Source organism: Syntrophaceae bacterium, assembly GCA_013177795.1.
In the GTDB taxonomy this organism is placed as follows: Bacteria; Desulfobacterota; Syntrophia; order Syntrophales; family UBA2192; genus UBA2192.
Genome location: JABLXY010000003.1, coordinates 548218 through 571779, shown reverse-complemented (window position 1 = coordinate 571779; position 23562 = coordinate 548218). Strand labels below are relative to the sequence as shown.

The window sequence follows — 23562 nt, the reverse complement described above, 5'->3', positions numbered from 1 at the left end:
CTTGACGGGGCGGCGAGGCAAACGCGCCCCTGCGGGCCGCCCGCTCTCGCGGCGGGGGATCGATTGGCACATTTCCTGTATTAAAGACCGTGACAGCCCGGACGATATGGAAAAGCGAAAACCCGACAAGGAACGGATGCCCACGATGGAAACGGCAAAGATGATGGAGAGGCTCGACATCTCCTCCATAACGGCCCTCTCCGAGAAGCTCAACCAGCGCAAGAAACTGCTCGACATCACCAACCAGATCCACGCCGCACAGAACATCAAGGAGATCCTCGTCGAGCACAAGGAGGGGATCCTCGCCCTCTTCAACGCCCTGCTGATCACGATCTACGTGGCCGACAAGCCGCGCAACGAGCTCTACTCGCTCTACCTGGCGGGCTCGCAGCTCAAGGAGATCCGCCTGCCGATCAGCAACCGAAGCATCGCGGGCTTCGTGGCCAACACGGGCCGCGCCGTCAACATCGCCGATGCCTACGACAAGGAAGAGCTCAAGCGGGTCGACAAGACGCTCTTCTTCGACGAGGCCTGGGACAAGCAGTCGGGCTACCGGACCACCCAGGTGCTCGCCGTGCCCGTCATGCACGAGAACACCCTCATGGGGGTCATCCAGATCGTCAACCGCAAGGGAGGCGGGAAGTTCACGGCCGACGAGCAGAGCCTCCTCGAGGAGATCGCCGAGGTCCTGGGCATCGCCCTGTACAACCAGCACCGCGTCTCCTCGCGGCGCAAGACCCGCTTCGACTACCTCGTCAACCACAACCTCATCAAGGACGCCGACCTGGAGGCCGCCTTCACGGAGTCGCGCCGCAGCAACGAGCCCATCGAGGAGATCCTCATGAAGCGCTTCCGGATCTCCCGGGACGACATCGGGCGGTCCCTGGAGGACTTCTACCGCTGCCGCTACGTCCACTACAACGCGAAGCACCCCATCCCCGACGACCTGCTCAAGAGCCTCAAGCGCGAGTACCTGCGCCGCGAGCTCTGGGTCCCCCTGGAGAGACTTGCCGACGGCCGGATCCGCGTCCTCGTCGACGACCCGAACAACATCCTGAAGAAGGACATGATCGAGAACCTCCTGAAGACGAAGGCCGTCGAGTACTGCGTCTCGCTCAAGGAGGACATCATCCGGTTCATCAACCACTTCTACCAGACGCAGGAGGGGGAGAAGTCCTTCGAGGAGCTCCTGGGAGGCGAGGGCCAGCTCGTCGAGGACCGCGACGACTACGAGGAGAACGGCGTCTCCGAGTCCGACAGCGTGATCATGCAGCTCGTCAACCGCATCATCAACGACGGGATCGCCCAGCGGGCCTCGGACATCCACATCGAGCCCAACCTCAGCCGCAAGAACGTCGAGATCCGCTACCGCATCGACGGCAGCTGCTCGCTCTACCAGACGGTGCCCTACAGCTACCGCGCGGCCATCGTCTCGCGCATCAAGATCATGTCTAACCTCGACATCACGGAGCGCCGTCTCCCCCAGGACGGCAAGATCAAGTTCCGGCGCAGCAACGGCGAGGAGATCGAGCTCCGCGTCGCCACGCTGCCCACGGCGGGCAACCTCGAGGACGTGGTGCTCCGAATCCTCCAGAAGGGCGAGATGATGCACCTCGAGGACATGGCCCTGTCGCCCTGGAACTACCAGAACCTCATCAAGCTCCTCGAGAAGCCCTACGGGATCATCCTGTGCGTGGGGCCCACGGGCTCGGGCAAGACGACGACGCTCCACGCGGGCGTGCACCGCATCAACACGCCGGAGCGCAAGATCTGGACGATCGAGGACCCCGTCGAGATCACCCAGTACGGGATCCGGCAGGTCCAGGTGAACCCCAAGATCGGCCTCGACTTCGCCCGCGCCCTGCGGGCCTTCCTGCGCGCCGACCCCGACGTGATCATGGTCGGCGAGATGCGCGACTTCGAGACGGCCAAGATCGGCGTCGAGGCCTCGCTGACGGGCCACCTCGTGCTCACGACGCTGCACACCAACAGCGCCCCCGAGACGATCATCCGCCTGCTCGACATGGGCATCGACCCCCTGAACTTCGCCGACTCGCTGCTGGGCATCCTGGCCCAGCGGCTCGCCCGGACGCTGTGCCGCAGCTGCAAGCAGGCCTACACGCCCGACAAGGACGAGTACGACTACCTGGCCTTTACCTACGGCGAGGAGCAGTTCGCGAAGCTCAACATCCCCTACTCCAAGGATCTCAAGTTCTACCAGCCCGGGGGCTGCAACGACTGCAATCAGACGGGCTACCGCGGTCGCGTGGGCATCCACGAGCTCCTGGTGGCCACGGACAACATCAAGCGGCTCATCGCGAAAAAGGCGTCCGTCGAGGACCTGCGGCAAGCGGCGATCGAGGACGGGATGACCACGCTGCTCCAGGACGGCATCAAGAAGGTCATCGAGGGCCTCACGGACTTTGAGCAGGTCCGGAGGGTGTGCATAAAATAAGGCAGGCGAAGGGCCCAAGGCAAATGGCGTGGGGCAAAAAAAAGCGACGGTGGCCTCACCGTCGCTTTTTCTGTGCTTTTTTGTCTTTCGTTTCCCTTTTGCCTTTAGCCCTTTGCCATTCGCCTATTTCTTTGTGAGCCTCTCCCTCCACTGCGCGATCCGGTTCATCGCCTCGAGGGGCGTCAGCGCATCGACGTCCGTCGATGCGATCTCCTCGAGAACGAGGCTCTCCTCGTCGGCGAAGAGGCTGAGCTGGCCCGCCGACGGGCGCCTTGCGCCCCTGCGGCCCCGCGCCAGAGTCGGCATGCCGACCTCGTCGAGCTCGCCCTTCTCGAGGTTCTCGAGCACCTCCCTCGCCCGCGCGATGACCTCGTCGGGCACGCCGGCCAGTCGGGCCACCTGGATGCCGTAGCTGCGGTTGGCCTTCCCCCTCATGATCCGGCGCAGGAAGATGATCCGCTCGCCCCACTCCTTGACGGCGATGTAGTAATTCGCCACGCCCTCGCGCGTCAGGGCCAGGTCCGTGAGCTGGTGGTAGTGCGTGGCGAAGAGGGTGCGCGACCCGAGATGCGGCGCGTCGTGGATGTGCTCGGCCACGGCCCAGGCGATGCTGAGGCCGTCGAAGGTGCTCGTCCCCCGCCCCACCTCGTCGAGCAAGATGAGGCTCCGGGGGGTCGCGTGGCGCAGGATGTGGGCCACCTCCGTCATCTCCACCATGAAGGTGCTCTGCCCCTTGGCGAGGACGTCGGCGGCCCCCACGCGCGTGAAGACCCGGTCCACGAGGCCGATGCGCGCCTCGGCGGCCGGCACGAAGCTGCCCATCTGGGCCAGGATGACGATGTGGGCGACCTGGCGGATGTAGGTGGACTTGCCCGCCATGTTGGGCCCGGTGATCACGAGCAGGCGGTTGGCCCCCCGGTCCATGTACACGTCGTTGGGCACGAAGCCCTCGGCCAGCGGCATCCGCTCCACCACGGGGTGCCGGCCGTCGCGGATCTCGATGACGTCGCCCTCGTCGACGGCGGGGCGGACGTAGTTGTACTTCTCGGCCACCTCGGCCAGCGCCGCGAGGGCGTCGAGATCGGCCAGCGCCGCGGCGCTTCTCTGGATCTGCCGGATCCGGCCCGCCACGCGCTCGCGGATCTGCACGAAGAGGTCGTACTCGCGCTCGCGGCGCCTCTCCTCGGCGTGCAGGACGGTCTGCTCGTACTCCTTGAGCTCCTCGTTGATGTAGCGCTCGGCGTTGACGAGGGTCTGCTTGCGGATGTAATCGGCGGGGACCGAGCCCGTCTGCGACTTCGTCACCTCGATGTAATAACCGAAGACATTGTTGAAGCCCACGCGGAGGTTGGAGATCCCGGTCCTCCGGCGCTCCTTTTCCTCGAGGGCGGCGATCCACGACTTCCCGTCGCGCGCGATCGACAGGATCCGGTCGAGCTCCGCGTCGAAGCCCTCCCGGATGATCCCCCCCTCGCGCAGAGCGAGCGGCGGCTCGTCGACGATGGCCCGCTCGAGCAGCTCCAGCGTCTCGGGCATCTCGTCGATCCCCTCGCGGATCGCGGCCAGCACGGGGGTCTCGAATGCGGCCAGGAGGGCCTTGAGCCCCGGCAGGGTCCGCAGCGAGGCCCGGAGGGCCGCCAGGTCCCTCCCGTTGGCCACCCCGAGGGAGATCCGGGCCCCGAGCCGCTCCATGTCGTAGAGCCCCGCCAGGGCCTTGCGCAGGTCCCGGCGCACGAGGTGGGCCTCGCGGATCTCGCCCACGGCGGCGAGCCGGTCCCGGATCCGGGCCGCGTCGAGCAGGGGGTAGGCGAGCCACCACCGCAGCCGCCGCCCACCCATGGCCGTCATCGTCTCGTCGAGGACGTGGAAGAGGGTCCCCTCCTTCGTGCCCCCCTGGGTCGTGACGAAGAGCTCGAGGTTTCGCTTCGCCGTCTCGTCGAGGACGAGAAAGCTCTCCGAGCGGTAGGCCGTGATCTCGTTGATGTGCCCGAGGCCCTCCTTCTGGGTCTCCCGGACGTAGCGCAGGACCGCCCCGGCGGCGGCGATCAGGGCGGGGCGGCTCTCCGGCTCGAGCCGCGCGACCGACTCGGCGCCGACGTGCTCTCCCAGGATGGCGAGGGCGGCCTCCGGCTCGAACCAGTCCCGGGGGAAGCGGTTGATCACGCAGCCCTCGAGCTCGCGCGACAGGACCGTCTCCAGCAGCGGGTCCCTGGAGCCCTCCTCCAGGACGATCTCCCGGAACCCGTGGCGGATCACCTCGTCGAGAAAGGCTGCGCGGTCGCGCAACTCCGTGGCCCGGAACTCGCCCGTCGAGACGTCGAGGAAGGCAAGCCCGAACGCCTCGCCCCGCAAGGCGATGCCGGCGAGGAAGTTGTTCTGCTTGGCCTCGAGGCTGTCGGGGTCGAGGACGAGCCCCGGGGTGACGACGCGGACCACCTCGCGCTTCACCACCCCCTTGGCGAGGCGCGGGTCCTCCATCTGCTCGCAGATGGCCACCTTGTGCCCCTTCGCGATGAGCCTGGCGATGTAGGACGACGCCGCGTGCCAGGGGAAGCCGCAGAGCGGCACGCTGTCCTCCTTCCCCTTGTCGCGGGATGTGAGCGTGATGTCGAGGAGCTTCGAGGCCAGCACGGCGTCCTCGAAGAACATCTCGTAGAAGTCGCCCATGCGGAAGAAGAGGATGCAGTCGGGGTACCGGGCCTTGATCTCCAGGTACTGCCGCATGGCGGGCGTGAGGGAACTCATTCCCAGCGGTCCCCCTTCTTCTCGAGGTCGATTGTCCCGGGACCGCCGCGCCCGTGCATCGCCGGGTGCCCGGGGACCCCGCGGTCGGCGATCAGCGTGCCCAGCAGCCAGTTGACGACGCTGACGATGATGGCGCCCATCACTGCCGGCCAGAAGCCGTGGACGTCGAAGCCCGGGATGAGCGCCGAGGCGATCTTGAGCAGCCCCGCGTTGATGACGAGGGTGAACAGTCCCAATGTCAAAATATTGACGGGCAGGGTCAGGATGATCAGGATGGGCTTGAGGAAGACATTGAGAAACCCCAGGATCGCCGCCGCGAAGAAGGCGGACCAGAAACCCGACACGACGATCCCCTCGACGAGGTAGGCCGCCGCCAGGATCGCCGCGGTGAGGATCAGCCATCGGATCAGGATGACGGCCATTGTTTCCTCCTTCGATCAGCCTCAGGGAAATGAGAGTCATTCCGGGCGACGTTCACAAGGCACCAGCCGCCCGCGACGTTGCGGAGTGGGGAAGTCAAGAAGTTCGGCGAATCTTGCAATCCCCGGTCTGCCGTGGGTGCAAACCGAGCTTCTCAACTTCTCAGCTTCACAATTTCTGCGTTTTGTAGCACGCTTCGCCTTTTTTTTCACCCCCCGGCCGGGCCGAAGGGCAAAACCGGGGAAAGAATCGGGAAAGCGACGGGTTACAACATTTTCACCGTTGCACAAATGCAGGTTGGGCGGTATTATGCCTCTTCTATTTTTTCGAGACGAGAGGAACACGTCGTGGGGAAAACCCTGACACACAAGCTCATCGAGGCCCACCTGGTTGCGGGGCGGATCGAACCCGGCACCGAGATCGGCATCCATATCGACCAGACCCTCACGCAGGACGCCACGGGCACCATGGCCTACCTGCAGTTCGAGGCCATGGGCATCGGGCGGGTGCGCACGGAACTCTCGATGAGCTACATCGACCACAACACGATCCAGATCGGCTTCGAGAACGCCGACGACCACCGATACCTGCAATCCGTCGCCCGCCGCTACGGCATCCGCCTCTCGCGTGCGGGAAACGGCATCTGTCACCAGGTCCACCTCGAGAGGTTCGGCAGGCCGGGAAAGACCCTCCTGGGCTCCGACAGCCACACCTCCACCTGCGGGGCCCTGGGCATGCTCGCCATCGGGGCCGGAGGGCTCGACGTGGCGCTCGCCATGGCCGGCGAGCCCTTCTTCCTGACCTGTCCCCGGGTGGTGCGCGTCAACCTCACGGGGAAGCTCCCGCCCTGGGTCTCGGCCAAGGACGTGATCCTGAAGCTCCTGGAGATCTTCACGACCCGGGGCAACGTGGGCCGCGTTTTCGAGTATGGGGGCGACGGGCTCGCCGGCCTGACCGTCCCCGAGCGGGCCACCATCGCTAACATGGGGGCCGAGCTGGGACTGACGACATCCGTCTTCCCCAGTGACGGGATGACGCGGCGCTTCCTGGCGGCCGAGCAGCGGGAGGCCGACTGGGTCGAGCTGGCCGCCGACCCCGACGCGGAGTATGAAAAGGTGGTCGACATCGACCTTGCGGGGCTCGTCCCGCTGGCCGCGAAGCCCCACAGCCCGGACAACATCGGCACGGTGCGGGAGATCGCCGGCATCCCCGTGGACCAGGTCTGCATCGGCAGCTGCACGAACTCCTCGTACCGGGAGCTCGCCACGGTGGCCCGCATCCTTCGCGGCCGCGTGGCCCATCCCCGGGTGAGCCTGATCGTCACGCCCGGCTCGCGGCAGGTGCTCGAGAACCTGGCCCGCGACGGCTACCTCGCGGACCTGCTGGCCGCGGGGGCGAGGCTCACGGAGAGCACCTGCGGCTTCTGCATCGGCGGCAGCCACAGCCCCGGCTCGAGGGGCGTGTCGCTGCGCACCTCGAACCGCAACTTCCACGGCCGCTCGGGCACGGAGGATGCCGAGGTCTACCTCGTGAGCCCCGAGACGGCCGCGGCGGCCGCCGTCACGGGTGTCATCACGGACCCGAGGGACCTCGGCATGGACTTTCCCGCCGTGCCCATGCCGGAGCGGTTCCGCGTGGACGACTGCATGATCCTCGAGCCCGCCCCCCCGGAAAAGGCGGCCTCCGTCGAGATCCTCCGCGGGCCCAACATCGGCAGCCCGCCGGAGAACGGGCCGCTGCCCGGGAGCCTCGACGGCGAGGTCACCATCAAGGTGGGCGACAAGATCACGACGGACCACATCATGCCCGCCGGGGCCCGGATGAAGTACCGCTCCAACATCCGCCGCTACGCCGATTTCGTCTTCGAGGGGCTTGACCCCACGTTCTCTTCCCGGGCGGCGAAGATCCGCGACAACGGGCGCCACAACGTCATCGTGGCCGGCCAGTCCTACGGCCAGGGCTCGTCGCGGGAGCACGCGGCGCTGTGCCCCATGTACCTGGGCGTCAAGGCCGTCATCGCGAAGAGCTACGAGCGCATCCACGCGGCCAACCTCATCAACTTCGGGGTCCTGCCGCTGGTCTTCGAGAACGAATCGGAGTACAACCTTCTCGACCAGGGCGACGGCCTCGAGATCGCCGGCCTTCGCGACGCCATCGGGTCCGGGGGCCCCCTGACGGTCCGAAACACCACCAAGGGGCGCAGCTTCACCGTCACCTGCACGCTCTCCGAGCGGCAGAGGCGGATCGTGCTGGCCGGCGGGGCGCTCAACCTGGTGAAAGGGAAAAAGACAGAATGATGGAATATTGGAATGCTGGAACGATGGGTTGTTGAAGAAAACCCTGAAACCCAATATTCCATGATTCCAATACTCCAATTTTCCTGCATCAGCGATCGGTCATAGCATCGGAAAGGACACGGTATGGCGTTCAGTAAGATCATCGTGAAAACCCCCATCGTCGAGATGGACGGCGACGAGATGACGCGCGTCATGTGGGCGATGGTGAAGGAAAAGCTCATCCTCCCCTGGCTCAACGTGCAGCTGGAGTACTACGACCTGCACGTCAAGCACCGCGACGACACGGACGACCGGGTCACCGTGGAGGCGGCCGAGGCCATCCTGCGGCACGGCGTGGGCGTCAAGTGCGCCACGATCACCCCCAACCAGGACCGCGTGGCCGAGTACGGCCTCAAGAAGATGTGGAAGAGCCCCAACGGCACGATCCGCTCGATGCTCGACGGGACGGTCTTCCGCAAGCCCATCTTCGTGAAGAACATCCGGCCCTTCGTGTCGAGCTGGAAGCGGCCCATCGTGATCGGCCGGCACGCCTACGGGGACGTCTACGACAACTCGGAGATGCCCGTCCCCTGCGCGGGCACGGCGGTGCTGATGTTCACGCCCGCCCCCGGGGGCGCCTCGGCCTGGCAGAAGATCGCCGACTTCAAGGGGCCGGGCATCCTGCAGGGCATCCACAACACCGACGAGTCGATCCGGAACTTCGCCCGCGCCTGCTTCGCCTTCGCCCTGGACGAGAAGATCGACCTGTGGTTCAGCACGAAGGACACGGTCTCCAAGATCTACGACGCGCGGTTCCGCGACATCTTCCAGCAGGAGTACGACGAGCGCTGGAGGACGGCATTCGAGGCGGCGGGCCTCGAGTACTTCTTCACCCTCATCGACGACGCGGCGGCGCGGGTGATCCGCTCCGAGGGCGGCTTCCTCTGGGCCCTGAAGAACTACGACGGCGACGTCATGTCGGACCTCGTCGCGGCGGCGAGCGGCAGCCTCGCCATGATGACCTCCGTCCTCGTTTCGCCGAAGGGCTGCTTCGAGTACGAGGCCGCACACGGCACCGTGCAGCGACACTACTACAAGCACCTCAAGGGGGAGGAGACCTCGACGAACTCGATGGCCCTCATCTTCGCCTGGACGGGCGGCCTGCGCAAGCGCGGCCAGCTCGACGGCACGCCCGAGGTCGTCCGCTTCGCCGACGCCCTCGAGCGGGCGGCGATCGGCACGGTGGAGTCCGGCGTCATGACGGGCGACCTGCTGGCCGTGGCGAAAAAGAGCGCGAAGAACCGCAGGGTGACAACGGAGGGCTTCATCGACGCCATCGCCGAGCGGCTGCAGCGCAGCCTTGCACGAAAGAACAAGAAATAGGGTAAGCCGCGAAACTGTTTTGCAAGGCTCGTTTGAAGCGCAGTTGCGCGAACGGTTCTTTGCGAAATGGAGCGACCGCGGCGCAAACTGTCTGAGCCCGAAGGGCGAGTTTTTGCGGCCGCAGCGCAATGAGCATTAGAACCGTCGCAACGCGCTTCTGAGCCGGCAAAATGGTTTCGTGGCGCATTCCGCCGTGCTCCGGAAGTCCCATGCAATTAGCCGATCTGAAAAACATGACCCTCGAGGAGATCGAGGCCTTCGTTGCCGAGCTGGGGAAGGAGAAATACCGCGCCCGGCAGATCATGAAGTGGATCTACCAGCAGGGGGCCTCGTCGTTCGAGGAGATGACGAACCTCTCCAAGGAGTTCCGGGCCGAGATGGCGAAAAAGGCCCGGATCGGCAGCCTCGAGATCGTCCGGACGGAGACCTCCGGGGACACGACGAAGAAGATCCTCTTCCGCCTCGAGGACGGCCTGCTCGTCGAGAGCGTCCTCATCCCCGGCGCGGGCCACTGGACGCTCTGCGTCTCGACCCAGGCGGGCTGCCGCATGGGGTGCGCCTTCTGCTACACGGCCCGCTCGGGCTTCCACCGCAACCTCCGGGCCTCGGAGATCGTCGACCAGATCGTGCAGGCGAAGTTCCGTACCGAGGAAGGCAGGGGCATCAACAACCTCGTCCTCATGGGCATGGGCGAGCCGCTGGACAACTACGACAGCGTCCTGAAAGCCATCGCCATCATCACGTCGGATTACGGGCTCTCGCTGTCGACGCGCAAGATCACCCTGTCGACCTGCGGCATCGCCCCCGGCATCGAGCGGCTCGGGAGGGAGTCGGCGGTCAACCTCGCCGTCTCGCTCAACGCCCCCGACGACCGGCGGCGCAGCGAGCTGATGCCGATCAACAGGAAATACCCCATCGAGGCCCTCGTCCGCGCCTGCAAGAGCTACCCCATGCCGAGGCGAAGGCGCATCACCTTCGAGTACATCCTCATCGCCGGCGTCAACGACTCGCCCGCCGACGCGAAACTCCTCGTGAAAACCTTCGGGGGCCTGCGCTGCAAGTTCAACCTCATCGCCTTCAACGAGTTCCCGGGCTCCCCCTTCAAGGCGCCGGACCCGAAGGCGATCGAGGCCTTCCGGAAGGTCCTCGTCGATCACCACTTCACGGCCGTCCTGCGCCAGAGCCGCGGCAAGGACATCCTTGCCGCCTGCGGCCAGCTCTCGGGGAAGCACCGGGAAGAGATGGAAGGTGAGAAGGTGAGAAGTTGAGAAGGTGAGAAAAATCCGTCGAAAAGAACGACGGAACGGACTGAACAGACCGATGGGGGGGAGGAAACGCATGGCCTATCAGAATCTGGAAATTGCCATCGAAGACCATGTCGCCACGGTGACCATGGCGAGAACGGAGAGCATGAACGCCCTGAGCCTGGCCTTCTCGGCCGAGATCGCGCAGGCCTTCCGCGACCTGGGCGCGAACGACGAGGTCCGTGTGATCATCCTGGCAAGCCGGGCCAAGGCCTTCTGCGCCGGTCTCGACCTCAAGGAATTCGCGGCCGCCGGACTGAAGGGCTCCGCCAAGTCGAGCCTGGAGTTCCCCGAAAAGCTCCGCGCCCTCTTCGAGAGCTGCGACGGCATCGAGGCCTGCCCCAAGCCCGTGATTGCCGCCGTCAACGGCATGTGCATCGGCGGGGGCCTGGACATCGTCTCGGCCTGCGACATCCGGCTCTGCACCGAGGACGCCTCGTTTTCCCTGCGCGAGGCCGCCATCGGGCTGGTGGCCGACATGGGCGTGCTGCAGAGGCTGCCCCACGTCATCGGCCAGGGGTTCACGAGGGAGATGGCCTTCACGGCGCGGTTCTACACGGCGAAGGAGGCGCAGGCGATGGGCCTCGTCAATGCCGTCTACCCCGACGGGGCCGCCATGATGGCGGGTGCCAGGAAACTGGCGCTCGAGATTGCGGCCAACGCCCCCTTGGCCGTGCAGGCGACAAAGGAGGTCCTCAACGCGAGCCGCCACCTCCCGGTAGCCGACGGGATGTCGCTTGCCAAGCACAAGAACATGGTCCTCATGCTTTCGCAGGACCTCAGAGAGGCCTTTGTCTCCTTCATGGAGAAGCGCAAGCCGGACTTCAAGGGAAAGTAGACGGTTTTTTCCTTGCGAAACGAAGCAACCAATGTTACAAGAAACGTCGCCGATGTTACTTGTAACGGTGAAAGGGCATGAAAAAAGAGGCAGATAGAATCAGGCGCTGGAGAGAGAAGCAGAAATCCGAGGGAAAGAGCTCCTTCACCGTCGTACTCTCAAAGGAGGCCCGTGCGATCCTCGCCGAGGAAAAGGAAAAGACCGGGGAGAGCTACGCCGCCATCATGGAAAAAGCCCTCATGGGCCTCAAGAGGCAGGCCTACACGCCGCCCGTGCTGAGACATTTCCCCCGCCGCGAGGAGGTGCTGGCCAGGGCCGCGGGGCAGGCTTCCCCCCCGGCACCGCAGGCAAGCCGCGTCAGCCGCGAAGGTGACAGGCAGCCGCGCATCCTGATCGACGACCTGGCCAACTACCCGAGCCTCGAAGACATCGAGCGCGAGCAGGCCGCAAAGGAGCCAAGCGGCGTCTACGACCTCAAATCCAATGAAGGGCTCATCACCCGCCTGCTTCGCTCCACGGCAGGCCCCTTCGGCCGCAGGAAGAAATGGTTTAGGTAGGAAAGCCCTCCCCATGACCCACCCCAAGCTCGTCGAGGCCATGTCCAGACCGGGTTTCTACCCGCACCGGCCCCCGTCGGTGGAACTCGTTCAGACGCACATCTCCTTCGTCTTCATCGCGGGGGACCGGGTCTACAAGGTGAAGAAGGCCGTCGACTTCGGGTTTCTCGACTTCACGACGCTCGAAAAGAGAAAGCGCTTCTGCGAGGAGGAGCTGCGGCTCAACCGGCGGCTGGCGCCGGAGGCCTACCTGGAGGTGGCCGCCATCGGGGAGGACGCCGGGGGGACCCCCGCCCTCGGGGTCGGGCGGCCCGTGGAGTACGCCGTCGTGATGCGAAGGCTCCCCCAGGACAGGATGCTGAAGAGGCTCCTGGCCGAGGGCAAGGTCCCGCCGGAGACCATGGACGCCGTCGCGGCGAAGGTGTCCGATTTCCACCGGCGGGCCGAGACGGGCGGCCGGATCGACGAGATGGGCGGGATCGAGACGATCCTGTACAACCACGACGAGAACTTCGAGCAGACGGCCCGCTACATCGGCCTGACGATCCCCCGCGAGCGCTACGAATTCCTGCGGGGCTGGGTCAACCGCTTCCTCGAGCGGGAGCGGCCGCTGTTCGAAAAGCGCGTGGCGGAGCACCGGATCCGCGACTGCCACGGCGACCTCCACGCCGAGCACATCTGCCTGGCCGACGGCATCATCATCTTCGACTGCATCGAGTTCAACGAGCGATTCCGCTTCGGCGACGTGGCGGCCGAGGCGGCCTTCCTTGCCATGGACCTCGATTACAACGGCTACCCCGGCCATGCGCGTGCCTTCGTCGATGCCTACGTCCGCCACAGCGGCGACGGGGAGGTCCGGCGCCTGCTCGATTTCTACCGCTGCTACTACGCCTACGTGCGGGGAAAGGTGACGAGCTTCCGCCTCGACGACCCGCACATCGGACCCGCCCAGCGGGAGGAAGCCGCCCGGGCGGCATCCCGGTATTTCGACCTGGCCTTCGCCTACGCGGCGCGGCCCGCGAAGAAGACGCTGATCCTCGTGGCCGGCCTCATGGGGACGGGCAAGAGCGTCCTCGCCCGCGCGCTGGCCCCCCTGGTCGGGGCGGACATCGTCCAGACCGACGCCGTGCGGAAGGAGATGCTCCGTATTCCGGCCTCGGAGCACCGCTACGAGGCGTTCGGGCAGGGGATCTACTCGGCGGACGTCTCGCGCAGGACCTACGCGCGGGCCCTCGAGATCGCCTTGGAGAAACTCGAGACCGCCGGCGCCGTCATCCTCGACGGCTCCTACAAGAGCCGCGAGGAGCGCTCGCGGGCCTTCGAGGCGGCACGCCGGGCCGGCGCCGAGGCGATCCTCGTGGAGTGCACCTGCCCCGAGGCGATTGTCGAGGAGCGGTTGCGAAAGCGGGAATCGGGCGGCGGGGACATCTCGGACGGGCGCTGGGAGATCTTCCAGGCCCAGAAAGGGGATTTCGAGCGGATCGACGAGATCCCCGGGGAATCGCATCTCGTGGCGGACACGTCGGGGGAGGCGGAGAGGACCGCCTTCGCCGTGCTGCAGCGCCTGTCGGAGCGCGGCTGAGCTACTTGCCGGGCGGCGGGGTCTTCTCCGGGGTCTTCTCCGGCGCCTTCTTGGCTTCCTTCGCTTCCCTCGCCTTTCGGGCCTCTTCGGCCTTCTGTGCCTCTCTGGACTTACGGTCCTGCTCCTCCCGCATCCGGAGCTTCGTCTCCTCGATGAACCGGTTCGTCTTGTAGTCCAGCCCCAGGCCGGCGTATTCGCGCTGGATGAGCTCGAAGCGCTTGAGCGCCGCGTCGTATTTCTTGGTGCGGTAGTAGAACTCGCCGACGTAGAACTCGTGCTCCGCGAGGCGCTGCTTGACCTCGCGCAGGTTCTTCTCGGCCATGATCGCGAACTTGCTCTGCGGGAACCGGGCGATGAGCCGCTCGAACTCCTTGCGGGCCTTCTGCGTCTCGGTCTGGTCCCGGTCGATGGTCTGCATCTGGTGATAGTGGCACATGCCGAGCTGATACATGGCGTAGGGGACGTTCGGGTTCGTCGGATGCAGCTCGACGAAGCTGCCGTAGGCCACCGAGGCATCGACGTACTGCTCGTTCTCGAAGTAGGCGTCGGCGATGCCCAGCTCCGCCATGAGGGCCACGGGGTTGAGCGGATACTCGTCGCGCACGCGCGAGAAGACCTCGATCGCCTTCTTGTAGTCGCCCTTCTTGTAGTGTTCGAACCCGCGCTGGTAGAGACCCTCCGGCGTCGGCCGGACCCGGGGCTCCTTGCCCCAGATCGAATCCCACCAGGCGCAGCCGCTCACGGACACCGCCAGGATGAGGAGGAGGGCCGCCGCGAGCAGCCCGCGTCTGTTTGCCGTGGCGCTTCCGATCCCGTTTGTCTGCATGCTCACCCGCCGCATAAAAAAATGGAGGCCCGCCTGCGCAAACAGGGGCCTCCATCAACCGTTTTTCTTACAGGGCCTTGTCCAGCAGGGCCTTGAGCCTCTCCTTCGGCACGAGCCCGATGACCTTGTCCACGACCTTCCCGTCCTTGAACAGGATCATCGTGGGGATGCTCATCACCCCGTGATCGCCGGCCAGCTTCTTGTTGTCGTCGACGTTGACCTTGGCCACCTTGATCCGGCCCTTGTACTCCCCGGCCAGTTCCTCGAGAATCGGGCCGATGGCCCGGCAGGGCCCGCACCAGGGGGCCCAGAAGTCGACCAGGGCCGGCTGGCTGGACTGCAAGACCTCGGCGTCGAAGGTTCCTTCGCTGAGGTGGATGACGTTTTCATCGCTCATGGGCTTACCCCCTTGCTGTTCTGAATGCAACTATGCCATCATGCGGCGGCGAAGTCAAGCGCACCTCGGGGATGCCGGATCCGCGGGCACTGACGGGCGTTCTGCAGGCGTCCCCTCCGGGGCACGATTTTTTTGACAGGCCCCGCCGATTCTGCTAGGAAAGCACAGGCGTCGGGCACCAGGCGTCAGGCACCAGGAAGAAGGAGAACCCCATGGCGCCCATCGGCATCATCTCCGGGACGGTCCTGCACGGGACGAGCGCCTTCCGGGGGCTCCGGAAGGAGCACGTGGTCAACGAGTTCGGGCGGGTCACCGTCTGGGTATCCCGGGAAATCGCCCACATCGCGCGCCACGGCCACGAGCCCGGCGAGTACGTCCTGCCGCACCGCATCCAACACCAGGCAAACCTCGCGGCCCTCAAGGCCCTCGGCATCCGCGACGTCGTCGGCGTCAATTCGACGGGATCCCTGAAGAAGGACCTGCCGCCCGGCTCCATCGTCGTGCCCGACGATTTCATCCTGCTGGCCGGCACGCCCACGGTCTTTGCCGACCGGCCCGTCCACATCACGCCCGATCTCTCGGAGGACGTGCGGCGCCGGCTCATCGAGGCCGCAGCCGCCTGCGGGATCCCCGTCGTGGAGCGCGGCGTCTACTGGCAGACCCAGGGCCCGAGGCTCGAGACCCGGGCCGAGATCCGCATGATGGCCGCCTACGCCGACATCGTGGGGATGACCATGGCCGCCGAGGCGATCGTCGCGAAGGAGCTCGGGCTTGCCTATGCCGCCCTGTGTTCCGTCGACAATTACGGCAACGGCGTCGTGGAGACTCCCCTCACCATGGAGACGATCCTCGAGGGCGCGAAGCGGAACCGCGAAACCATGCTGACGATCGTCGGCAAGTTCATCGAAAGGAGCAGGGCATGAAGTTCTCGAAGAAGGGCGACACGGGAGAGACCAGTCTTCTGGGCGGTCAGCGGATCCCCAAGTTTGATCCCCGGCCGGAGGCCTACGGGACGCTCGACGAGGCCAGTTCCGTCCTCGGGGTGGCGCGGGGGATGACGGGCAACCCCCGGATCAAGGAGATCATCCTGCAGGTCCAGAAGGACCTCCTCGTCATGGGCGCCGAGATGTCGACCCTTCCCGAGGACATGGGCAAGCTCGCGCAGCGGATCGGCAAGGCCGACGTGGACCGCGTCGAGGACCTCATCGACAGGCTCCAGGAGGAGGTCCCCTTCCCGCGCGAGTTCGTCTACCCGGGCAAGAACGCCGTCTCCGCGCAGATCGACGTGGGCCGGACGGTCATCCGCCGGGCCGAGCGCCGGGCGGCGGAGCTCAAGCACAAGGGGCTTCTCAACAGCCCCGAGATCCACCAGTACCTGAACCGGCTCGCCGACATGCTCTTCACCCTGGCCCGCTACGCGGAGGAAAAAGGATAAGAAGCGATTGTCCGACCGGAATTCTTTCTGCGAATTGACGGTTTTGGACCGCTCTAACGCTCGCTTCACTGCAGACGCAAAAACTCGCCCTTCGGGCTCAAACAGTTTGCGCTGCGGACGCTCAGCTTCGCGAAGATCGGTTAACCAAAACGCGTCAAACTTCGCAGTGCAGAATCCCGCCCGGCCATTGACAAGATTGGACAGCAACCCGTAACACGCTTCCATGAAGCTCGTCAAAACCGGCGCCGTCGCACTGGCGGTCATCCTCACCGTCTATCTCGGGTACCGCCAGCTCTCGCCTCCCCCGCCCGTGAAGAACGCAAGGCCGGCGGGCGAGAACATCATCTGCTTCGGCGACAGCCTCACCTACGGCACGGGCGCCTCGCAGGGCATGGACTACCCCTCCCAGCTCTCGCGGCGCATCGGCCGTCCCGTCATCAACGCGGGCATCCCCGGCGACACGACGGACACCGCGCTGGCGAGGCTCGAGCGCGATGTCCTCGACCGCTCGCCGTGCATCGTCCTGATCACCCTCGGGGGAAACGACCTGAAAAACCGGCAGGACCGCGACCGGGCCTTCAGGAACCTCAAGGCGATCATCACGGCCATCCAGGGCCGGGGGGCCCTCGTCATCGTGGGGGGGCTCGACGTCCCCGTCTGGGGAAGGGGGTTCCAGGAGCAGTACCGGAAGGTCTGCGAAGAGACGGGGGCCGTGCTGGTGCCCGACATCCTGAAGGGCCTGCTCGGCAACCCCGGGAAGATGAGCGACGCCATCCACCCCAACGATGCGGGCTACGGCATCATGGCAGGGTATTTTTACGAAGCGCTCAAGCCGTACCTCTGAAGAAGGCAAATGGCAAAAGGTTAAGGGCAAAGGGTCAGGAAAAGAATCCATTGCCTTTAGCCTTTAGCCTTTAGCCTTTAGCCTTTAGCCTTCAGCCGTTCTTTAGAACGCGCCGAGCTGGCAGGCGCTGATCTTGATCTTCAGCTTCTCGCAGGCCGACGAGACCCGGATCTTCGCGACCTTGAAGTCGGCGGCGATCCGGAACGCGGCGGCACAGGGGAGCCGGCCGTCTTTCATCGCGGCCCGGATGGCCGCATCGAGTTCCTCCGGAACCGAATCCGCCGGCTGGAGGATCCGGCTGACCGGCGAATAGCCGAACAGACCCAGCTGGCACTTGCTGATGGGAATCTCCAGCAGGTCTAGCGCCAGGCCGACCTCGGCGGGCGTGAGGTTCAGCTCGCTCGCCGCCTGAAACGCCAGGGGGCACGTCATCGCGCCGTCGACCTTTTTCTTCTTCAGCAGTTCCGCCACTTCCTTCTTCACGGTTGCACCGGGGTGCTTCGCCGCGAAGTGCCCTTTGTCCTGCCTAGCCATGCTGGTATTCCTCTTCGATTCTGTGCCTCGATCTACTGCATGTCTGCCCATTGGAGTGATGGAGTATTGGAATCCCGGGTGAAGATTTCCTGATCAACCCATTGCTCCATCATTCCAGTATTCCATCCCCTAATATTTTACATAGTGAAACGGCTCGACCGCCGAGAGGGCGTCGTCGTCGAGCGTCTTGAACCCGGCCTTCTCGATCAGCCTCTGGGCCTTCGCGATGTCATCCACCTCGACGACGAAGACCGCCGTCTTCCAGCTGTCGAGGACGAAGCCGTAGGCGTTGTTGACGTTGATGTTCTCCTTGAAGAGCATCTGCGTGAGCTTGTCGAGGCCGCCCGGCTTGTCCTCGATGATGACGGCGATGACCTCCTTGGTCGTCACCATCATCCCGTCCTTCTTGATCGCCTTGATGGCCTTCTGCGGGTCGTCCACGATGAGGTTGATGACGCCGAAGGTGGCCGTCGTGGCGATCGTCGTGGCCCGGATGTTCACCTTCGCCCTGCTCAGGATCCCGGTCAGCCTCGCCAGCTGCCCGGGCTTGTTCTCTGCGAAAACGGAGATCTGATGCACGGTCATGGGGCACCTCTCTTGCACATGAATCGCCAGCCGCTGACAATTTCTTCCAAGTGGCGGTTGCAGGTCCCGATCTCTCACCCTGGCGCAGGCCGCAGTCTGCAGGCAACCGTCCCGTCATCTCTTTCCGGAGCCTGATGCCTCATGCCTGTCGCCTGGGGCCTGCCGCACAGCGGCTCAGTCCTTCCGGTTGTCGATCACCCGCACCGCCTTCCCCTCCGACTTGGGGAGGCTTCCCGGCTCGACGAGCTCGACCTTCGGGGTGATCAGGATGTCGGCCTTGAGCTCGTCCGTGATCCGTCGCTGGAGCTTCTGCAGCTTCAGCAGGTCCCCGTCGAAGAACTCCTGCGCCACCTCGACCTTGACGATCATCTCGTCGTTGAACCCCTTGCGCTCCAGGATGATCAGGAAGTTCGTCCCCACGCCGGGGATGTCCATGAGTTTCTTCTCGATCTGGATGGGGAAGATGTTGACCCCCTTGAGGATCATCATGTCGTCGGTGCGGCCCTTGATGCGCTCGATGCGCCGGTGGGTCCGGCCGCACTCGCAGGGCCCCGGGATGATCCGGGTGAGGTCCTTCGTGCGGTAGCGGATGATCGGCATCCCCTCGCGCGCAAGCGTCGTCATGACCAGCTCGCCCTCCTCGCCGTCCGGAACGGGCTTCAGGGTGTCGGGGTCGATGATCTCGACGAGGAAGTTGTCCTCCCAGATGTGCAGGCCGTTCTGCGCCGGGCACTCGAAGGCCACGCCGGGCCCGTTCATCTCGGAGAGGCCGTAGGAGTTGAAGGCCTTCCATCCGTAGAATTCCTCGATCCTCCTGCGGGTCTTTTCCGTGTGCGGCTCCGCCCCGACAAAGGCGATCCGCACCTTCGTGTCCTTCCGGGGGTCGACCTTGAGCTCCTCGAAGACGGCGGTCAGATGCAGGGCATAGCTCGGGATGATGTGGATGACCGTCGTCTCGAAATCCCGCATGAGCTGGATCTGCCTTTTGCTGTTGCCGGCCCCGGCGGGGATGACGAGGCAGCCGATCCGCTCCGCCCCGTAGTGGAACCCCAGCCCCCCCGTGAAGAGCCCGTAGGTCATCATGTTCTGGAAGACGTCGGAGCGGCGCACGCCCGTCATGTACATGCAGCGCGCCACCAGGTTCGTCCAGGCATCAAGGTCCTTCGCCGTGTGGAAGATGACCGTCGCCCGGCCCGTCGTCCCCGACGAGGAGTGCATGCGGACCAGTTCCTCCCGCGGCACGGCCAGAAACCCGTAGGGCCAGTTTTCGCGGAGGTCGTCCTTGGTCGTCAGGGGAAGCCTCGGCACATCGGCCAGCGACCTGAAATCATCGGGGCTGAACCCCGTCTCTTTGTAGACCCTGCCGTAGTGGGGGGATTTCGCGGCCTGCCTGAGGGTCGCCTTGAGCCGCTCGAGCTGAAGGGCCTCCAGATTTTCCCGCGGCATGGTCTCGAGTTCTTTTTCCCAGTACATTTCCCTTCCTCCAAGGTGATCGAGCGTTTTTGTACCCCTGCGGCGGAATTTTATCAAGCCCTATCTCGGGCCGGTGCGGCGCGCACGCAAAGTTCCCGCTTGCGGATGAGGGCCGTTAACAGATATAGAAAACGGGAAATCACGCCGCAGGCGGACGAAAGGCAATCCGGGGCGAAAGGGCTCTTCCCAACGCCCGTTGCCTGACGCCCGTTGCCTGCTCCGGGAGGCGCACCATGCAGAACTTCGTTTTCGAGAACCCCACGAAGATCATTTTCGGGAAAGGCTCCATCGCCAAGATCGGGCCCGAGGTCAAGCGCTTCGGCGGCCGGGTGCTCATGGTCTACGGGATGGGGAGCGTGCGGGCAAGCGGCGTCTACGAGCAGGTCCTGAACTCCCTCAAGGAGGCGGGCGTCGACGTCGTCGAGCTCCCCGGCGTGAAGTCCAACCCCCTGCTCTCCAAGGCGAAGGAAGGCATCGCCCTGGCTCGCGCGAAGCAGGTCGACGCGGTGCTCGCCGTGGGCGGCGGCAGCGTCATCGACACCGCCAAGACAATCGCCGCCGGCGTGAAGGCGGATCACGACCCCTGGGAGTTCTTCGTCTACACGAAACTCGTGAAGGATGCCCTGCCCGTCCTCGTCGTCCTGACCATGTCGGCCAGCGCCTCGGAGATGAATGCCGCAGCCGTCATCACGAACGACGAGACGCGCCAGAAGTTCAGCGTCCGCTCACCCCTGATCCAGCCGAAGACGTCGATTCTCGACCCGGAGGTCCTCTACACCGTCACGCCGGCCTACACGGCCTACAGCGCCGTCGACATCGTCACGCACATGCTCGAGGGCTACTTCACCAACACGGAGCCCGGCGAGAGCCCCCTGCAGGACCGGATGGTCTACGCCTTCATGAAAACGATCATGGAGGCCGCGGAGAAGTCGCTCGCCGATCCCCGCGACTACGACGCGCGGGCGAACTTCATGTGGTCGGGGACGCTCGCCTTCAACGGCCTGACGACGGCAGGCATGGGGATCGTGGGGTTCCCCGTGCACATGATCGAGCACTCGCTGTCGGCCCTCTACGACATCGCCCACGGTGCGGGCCTCTCGATCGTGCTGCCGGGCTGGATGACCTGGTCGGCGAAAAAGAAGCCGGCCCGTTTCGCCCGTCTCGCGAGGGAGTTCTTCGGGGCGGCCGAGACGGACGACGCAAAGGCGGCCGCGGCGGGCATCGCAGCGCTCAGGGGCTGGTTCAGCACGATCAAGAGCCCCGTGTCCCTGAAGGAAGGGGGCATTCCCGAGGACGACATCGGGAAGATCGCCGACAACGCCGTCGAACTCGCAAAGACCTGGAGGCTCAAGGACTACACGAGGGAGGTCATCGTCGACGTCCTGAACCACTGCCGCTGAACAACCTTTCCTTTATCGTCCTCTCCCTTGGCGGGAGAGGATTGAGGTGAGGGGGGATACGTCCTTGCAGGAACTGACCGGCATCATTCTCGCCGGAGGCAGGGCGAGCCGCATGGGAGGCATCAACAAGGCCTTCCTCGAGGTCGGGGGCGAGCGTCTCATCGACCGGACCCTTGGGGTGTACCGCACGCTCTTCTCCGAGATCGTGATCTCCACGAACACCCCGCTCGACTACCTGGAGTTCGACGCCCGGATCGTCACCGACATCTTCCGCGACAGGGGGCCCCTGGGGGGCATCCACGCGGGGCTCCTCCACGCGACCTGCGGTCAGGCCTTCGTCTCGGCCTGCGATATGCCCCACCTGAACGGGGAATTCATCCGGTACATGATCGAACAGGCACAGGGCTACGACCTGGTGGTCCCCGTCACCCCCAACGGTTTCGAGTCGCTCCACGCGGTCTATTCCCGCGCGTGCCTCCCCGTCATCGAATCGCAGATCGAGAGGGGCGAGCTCAAGGTGTCCCTGCTGTTTCGGAAATTCAGGACCCGGGAAATCCGCGTCGAGGAAATCCGCCGGTTCGACCCCGAGGGGAGGCTGTTCGCCAATCTCAATCGCCCCGGCGACCTGGAGGCGCATTCGCCCGCGAAATAAATGGGGACAGTCCCTATTTATTTTCTGGGTCGCCCTCTTGGCCTGGCTGTCGACTTCAGATCGAGTTTCCGGCTGATTTCTGTTTTCCAGTCGGTCGCTCCGAAGGGTCTTTGACGGTTCACGCACTTTCTGATGTCTTCGAGCGTCGAACCCGACCAGGGGGTGTCGACGTACCGCGTCCAGTTCTGCGGCAGGACCCGTGGGCACGGGTCCGTCAAGTGTCTCGGCAAGTCCCCAGCATTCTCTCCGTGGGAGGACCATGGCCAGTCCCGCGCAGTCGAAACCAGCCCGGAACGAACGGGGTTGCCTTCCACGTACCGCATCAGAACGAGCAGATACTCATCGTCCTGAACGGGGAAGTTCTTGAATCTTCCCTGCCAGAGATGCCCGCATCGTTCGTAGTGCTGATTATAACGACGGACGTGTGTCGTCATCAACCACTGCATCCAGGAACTCAGCATGTCCCCATCGTCAGGCGAGACGACGAAATGAAAATGATTCGGCATGAGGCAAAAGGCAAATAGCTTTAGCGGACAGCGCTCTTTCGCCGTAACCATCAAATCCAGAAAACTCGCATAATCGGCTCTCTTGTGAAACACGGTCTTTCCGTCGTTCCCGCGGTTGATGACATGATAGATCAGTCCGCCCTCCAGTCTCCTCGCGGTTCTCGGCATCTTGTCTTTCACCTCGGCACGAACATGGGGACTGTCCCCATTTTTTGCATTGTTCTTCACCGGCGGGCCAGGGCCCGAAGGACCGGCGTGCCGTGGCGGGCGGCCATGTGGATGGGCCTGGCGAGGTAGTAGAGGGGCGCGAGCATGTCGGGCAGGGCTGCCGGGTTCCACTCGCCGGCGGCCAGGGTCGCCAGGAGCCTTCCCGCGAAGAGGAGCTGATCCCGCCGGCAGTCTTTCGCTTTCAGGTAGAAGAGGTATCGCGCCGGGTCCGCGTCGGGGTTCACCGGCGTCGACGCGATGACGGCCAGGGCCTGCCGGGCCAGGGCCAGGACCATGAGGTCCGCCTCGATCCGGTCCGAGACCTCCCGCGGCAGGCGCGCCCCCGCCAGGCGCCCGGCCAGGAGAAGCCCCAGCAGAAGGAGCCGCTTCACGCCGCAACGCTCCGCAAGCTCGAGGGCCCGTCGGAAATCCGGGGGTGCCGGCGATGCGAGCAGGCCCGCCACGTCGCAGACCCACCCCAGCTTGCACCAGAGGTGCTTGGCACCGTGGACGCAGAGCAGCAGGAGCGACTCCTCCGGCGGCAGGACGGGAAAGGCGCTCCCGTTCCACGCTCTCGCCTCGAGCCTGGACCAGATGCCCAGCCTTTCGTGGTCGAAGCCGAAATAGGCCGGGACGACGGCCCACTGCAGCTCGACCTGGAGCCTCCCGTCGCGGCGCAGGAGGGCCGTCTCGTACTCGGCTTGCCGGTGGGCCGCAAGCCGCACCCCCTCCCTTGCGCCTTGTGCCCTGTACCCCAGCGCGTCGAGGGCCTTGATGGCCCATCGGAGTTTTTCTCTGGGAACCAGGATATCCAGGTCCTTCGACTGCCGGCGTGCCGGGTCTCCGTGGAGCAGGACGGACAGGGCGGGGCCCTTGAAGGGGTAAGCGGGAACGCCGGAGGCCTCGAGGGCGCCCAGGATGCGCGACAGCTCCGTCACCAGGAACAGCGAGCGCGCCGTGTTCCCGTGAGAAAGCCCGCGGAGGCGGTCCACGGCGGCAGGCGATACGGCACCATTCACAACGGTTGGAAGGACCCGGCAGACAAGCGGGGCCACGTTGTGCCACTCGCAGAGCCGCAAGAAACGGTTCCAGTCGAATCCCTCCGGAAGGAACGTCATCGACCCGGCCCCATTCCCCTGCAAT

General features: G+C 65.0%; 21 protein-coding genes. 12 read left to right on the top strand and 9 right to left on the bottom strand.

All coding sequences use genetic code 11. The features are described from left to right. The first annotated feature begins 106 nt into the window (after positions 1-106). On the top strand, positions 107-2455 hold the full coding sequence (locus tag HPY67_12515) for a GspE/PulE family protein (GenBank protein NPV05544.1): 2349 nt from the start codon (positions 107-109) through the stop codon (positions 2453-2455). 123 nt (positions 2456-2578) lie between these two features. Here the strand turns inward: HPY67_12515 and mutS are convergent, their stop codons facing one another. Both mutS and HPY67_12505 read right to left on the bottom strand, forming a co-directional pair. Beyond that, positions 2579-5200 (bottom strand): DNA mismatch repair protein MutS, encoded by a 2622-nt coding sequence (mutS, locus tag HPY67_12510; GenBank protein ID NPV05543.1) that lies wholly within the window; start codon positions 5198-5200, stop codon positions 2579-2581. Further along, entirely contained in the window at positions 5197-5622 is a 426-nt protein-coding gene (locus HPY67_12505; protein ID NPV05542.1) for a phage holin family protein, read from the bottom strand. The genes mutS and HPY67_12505 overlap by 4 nt, the downstream gene beginning before the upstream one ends. A gap of 288 nt (positions 5623-5910) precedes the next feature. Here HPY67_12505 and HPY67_12500 point away from each other — a divergent pair, with 288 nt between their 5' ends. The 6 genes from HPY67_12500 (at position 5911) to HPY67_12475 (ending at position 13560) form a co-directional block, all read left to right on the top strand. Continuing rightward, positions 5911-7917, top strand: a complete 2007-nt coding sequence (locus tag HPY67_12500; protein ID NPV05541.1) for an aconitate hydratase — start codon at positions 5911-5913, stop codon at positions 7915-7917. Between the two features lie 123 nt (positions 7918-8040). Further along, positions 8041-9279 carry an NADP-dependent isocitrate dehydrogenase gene (locus HPY67_12495; protein ID NPV05540.1) on the top strand — a complete coding sequence of 413 codons (1239 nt, stop codon included), beginning with the start codon at positions 8041-8043 and terminating at the stop codon, positions 9277-9279. Positions 9280-9488: 209 nt separating this feature from the next. Further along, positions 9489-10547, top strand: coding sequence for a 23S rRNA (adenine(2503)-C(2))-methyltransferase RlmN (gene rlmN, locus HPY67_12490; GenBank protein ID NPV05539.1), 1059 nt, complete (start codon positions 9489-9491; stop codon positions 10545-10547). Between the two features lie 70 nt (positions 10548-10617). Then, positions 10618-11421 carry an enoyl-CoA hydratase gene (locus HPY67_12485; protein ID NPV05538.1) on the top strand — a complete coding sequence of 268 codons (804 nt, stop codon included), beginning with the start codon at positions 10618-10620 and terminating at the stop codon, positions 11419-11421. Between the two features lie 77 nt (positions 11422-11498). Further along, positions 11499-11978 carry a hypothetical protein gene (locus HPY67_12480; GenBank protein ID NPV05537.1) on the top strand — a complete coding sequence of 160 codons (480 nt, stop codon included), beginning with the start codon at positions 11499-11501 and terminating at the stop codon, positions 11976-11978. A gap of 13 nt (positions 11979-11991) precedes the next feature. Next, on the top strand, positions 11992-13560 hold the full coding sequence (locus HPY67_12475) for an AAA family ATPase (protein NPV05536.1): 1569 nt from the start codon (positions 11992-11994) through the stop codon (positions 13558-13560). Between the two features lies 1 nt (position 13561). On the opposite strand, the gene HPY67_12470 is transcribed toward HPY67_12475, so the two are convergent. Both HPY67_12470 and trxA read right to left on the bottom strand, forming a co-directional pair. Then, complete coding sequence (locus tag HPY67_12470) at positions 13562-14386, bottom strand: outer membrane protein assembly factor BamD (GenBank protein NPV05535.1); 825 nt, start codon at positions 14384-14386, stop codon at positions 13562-13564. A 67-nt stretch (positions 14387-14453) separates the two neighbouring features. Then, entirely contained in the window at positions 14454-14783 is a 330-nt protein-coding gene (trxA, locus tag HPY67_12465) for a thioredoxin (GenBank protein ID NPV05534.1), read from the bottom strand. 212 nt (positions 14784-14995) lie between these two features. Between trxA and HPY67_12460 the strand changes: the two genes are divergently transcribed. The 3 genes from HPY67_12460 (at position 14996) to HPY67_12450 (ending at position 17062) form a co-directional block, all read left to right on the top strand. Further along, the gene (locus tag HPY67_12460) at positions 14996-15706 is read left to right on the top strand and encodes an MTAP family purine nucleoside phosphorylase (GenBank protein ID NPV05533.1); all 711 of its coding nucleotides are present in this window, start codon (positions 14996-14998) and stop codon (positions 15704-15706) included. Continuing rightward, positions 15703-16218, top strand: coding sequence for a cob(I)yrinic acid a,c-diamide adenosyltransferase (locus HPY67_12455; protein NPV05532.1), 516 nt, complete (start codon positions 15703-15705; stop codon positions 16216-16218). Before HPY67_12460 ends, HPY67_12455 begins: the two co-directional genes overlap by 4 nt. 223 nt (positions 16219-16441) lie before the next feature. After that, the gene (locus HPY67_12450) at positions 16442-17062 is read left to right on the top strand and encodes an arylesterase (GenBank protein NPV05531.1); all 621 of its coding nucleotides are present in this window, start codon (positions 16442-16444) and stop codon (positions 17060-17062) included. 102 nt (positions 17063-17164) lie between these two features. Here the strand turns inward: HPY67_12450 and HPY67_12445 are convergent, their stop codons facing one another. From HPY67_12445 to HPY67_12435, 3 genes are all read right to left on the bottom strand, one after another. Beyond that, a complete protein-coding gene (locus HPY67_12445; protein NPV05530.1) occupies positions 17165-17596 on the bottom strand; it encodes a hypothetical protein in 432 nt (143 codons plus the stop codon). Between the two features lie 129 nt (positions 17597-17725). Continuing rightward, a complete protein-coding gene (locus tag HPY67_12440; GenBank protein NPV05529.1) occupies positions 17726-18181 on the bottom strand; it encodes an ACT domain-containing protein in 456 nt (151 codons plus the stop codon). Positions 18182-18355: 174 nt separating this feature from the next. Further along, a complete protein-coding gene (locus tag HPY67_12435) occupies positions 18356-19654 on the bottom strand; it encodes a phenylacetate--CoA ligase (protein NPV05528.1) in 1299 nt (432 codons plus the stop codon). Between the two features lie 233 nt (positions 19655-19887). Here HPY67_12435 and HPY67_12430 point away from each other — a divergent pair, with 233 nt between their 5' ends. Together HPY67_12430 and HPY67_12425 are read left to right on the top strand one after the other, a co-directional pair. Continuing rightward, positions 19888-21054: an iron-containing alcohol dehydrogenase gene (locus tag HPY67_12430; protein NPV05527.1), complete on the top strand. Its 1167-nt coding sequence runs from the start codon at positions 19888-19890 to the stop codon at positions 21052-21054. A gap of 64 nt (positions 21055-21118) precedes the next feature. Further along, a complete protein-coding gene (locus HPY67_12425) occupies positions 21119-21706 on the top strand; it encodes a molybdenum cofactor guanylyltransferase (GenBank protein NPV05526.1) in 588 nt (195 codons plus the stop codon). 17 nt (positions 21707-21723) lie between these two features. Here the strand turns inward: HPY67_12425 and HPY67_12420 are convergent, their stop codons facing one another. Both HPY67_12420 and HPY67_12415 read right to left on the bottom strand, forming a co-directional pair. After that, on the bottom strand, positions 21724-22380 hold the full coding sequence (locus tag HPY67_12420; GenBank protein NPV05525.1) for a transposase: 657 nt from the start codon (positions 22378-22380) through the stop codon (positions 21724-21726). 56 nt (positions 22381-22436) lie between these two features. After that, positions 22437-23537 carry a nucleotidyltransferase family protein gene (locus tag HPY67_12415; GenBank protein NPV05524.1) on the bottom strand — a complete coding sequence of 367 codons (1101 nt, stop codon included), beginning with the start codon at positions 23535-23537 and terminating at the stop codon, positions 22437-22439. Positions 23538-23562 lie beyond the last annotated feature (25 nt).

Excerpts from the sequence above, each read along its gene's own strand:
- HPY67_12515 (NPV05544.1), top strand. The coding sequence starts at position 107 with ATGGAAAAGCGAAAACCCGACAAGGAACGGATGCCCACGATGGAAACG.
- mutS (NPV05543.1), bottom strand. The coding sequence starts at position 5,200 with ATGAGTTCCCTCACGCCCGCCATGCGGCAGTACCTGGAGATCAAGGCC.
- HPY67_12505 (NPV05542.1), bottom strand. The coding sequence starts at position 5,622 with ATGGCCGTCATCCTGATCCGATGGCTGATCCTCACCGCGGCGATCCTG.
- HPY67_12500 (NPV05541.1), top strand. The coding sequence starts at position 5,911 with ATGCAGGTTGGGCGGTATTATGCCTCTTCTATTTTTTCGAGACGAGAG.
- HPY67_12495 (NPV05540.1), top strand. The coding sequence starts at position 8,041 with ATGGCGTTCAGTAAGATCATCGTGAAAACCCCCATCGTCGAGATGGAC.
- rlmN (NPV05539.1), top strand. The coding sequence starts at position 9,489 with ATGCAATTAGCCGATCTGAAAAACATGACCCTCGAGGAGATCGAGGCC.
- HPY67_12485 (NPV05538.1), top strand. The coding sequence starts at position 10,618 with ATGGCCTATCAGAATCTGGAAATTGCCATCGAAGACCATGTCGCCACG.
- HPY67_12480 (NPV05537.1), top strand. The coding sequence starts at position 11,499 with ATGAAAAAAGAGGCAGATAGAATCAGGCGCTGGAGAGAGAAGCAGAAA.
- HPY67_12475 (NPV05536.1), top strand. The coding sequence starts at position 11,992 with ATGACCCACCCCAAGCTCGTCGAGGCCATGTCCAGACCGGGTTTCTAC.
- HPY67_12470 (NPV05535.1), bottom strand. The coding sequence starts at position 14,386 with ATGCAGACAAACGGGATCGGAAGCGCCACGGCAAACAGACGCGGGCTG.
- trxA (NPV05534.1), bottom strand. The coding sequence starts at position 14,783 with ATGAGCGATGAAAACGTCATCCACCTCAGCGAAGGAACCTTCGACGCC.
- HPY67_12460 (NPV05533.1), top strand. The coding sequence starts at position 14,996 with ATGGCGCCCATCGGCATCATCTCCGGGACGGTCCTGCACGGGACGAGC.
- HPY67_12455 (NPV05532.1), top strand. The coding sequence starts at position 15,703 with ATGAAGTTCTCGAAGAAGGGCGACACGGGAGAGACCAGTCTTCTGGGC.
- HPY67_12450 (NPV05531.1), top strand. The coding sequence starts at position 16,442 with ATGAAGCTCGTCAAAACCGGCGCCGTCGCACTGGCGGTCATCCTCACC.
- HPY67_12445 (NPV05530.1), bottom strand. The coding sequence starts at position 17,596 with ATGGCTAGGCAGGACAAAGGGCACTTCGCGGCGAAGCACCCCGGTGCA.
- HPY67_12440 (NPV05529.1), bottom strand. The coding sequence starts at position 18,181 with ATGACCGTGCATCAGATCTCCGTTTTCGCAGAGAACAAGCCCGGGCAG.
- HPY67_12435 (NPV05528.1), bottom strand. The coding sequence starts at position 19,654 with ATGTACTGGGAAAAAGAACTCGAGACCATGCCGCGGGAAAATCTGGAG.
- HPY67_12430 (NPV05527.1), top strand. The coding sequence starts at position 19,888 with ATGCAGAACTTCGTTTTCGAGAACCCCACGAAGATCATTTTCGGGAAA.
- HPY67_12420 (NPV05525.1), bottom strand. The coding sequence starts at position 22,380 with ATGCCGAGAACCGCGAGGAGACTGGAGGGCGGACTGATCTATCATGTC.
- HPY67_12415 (NPV05524.1), bottom strand. The coding sequence starts at position 23,537 with ATGACGTTCCTTCCGGAGGGATTCGACTGGAACCGTTTCTTGCGGCTC.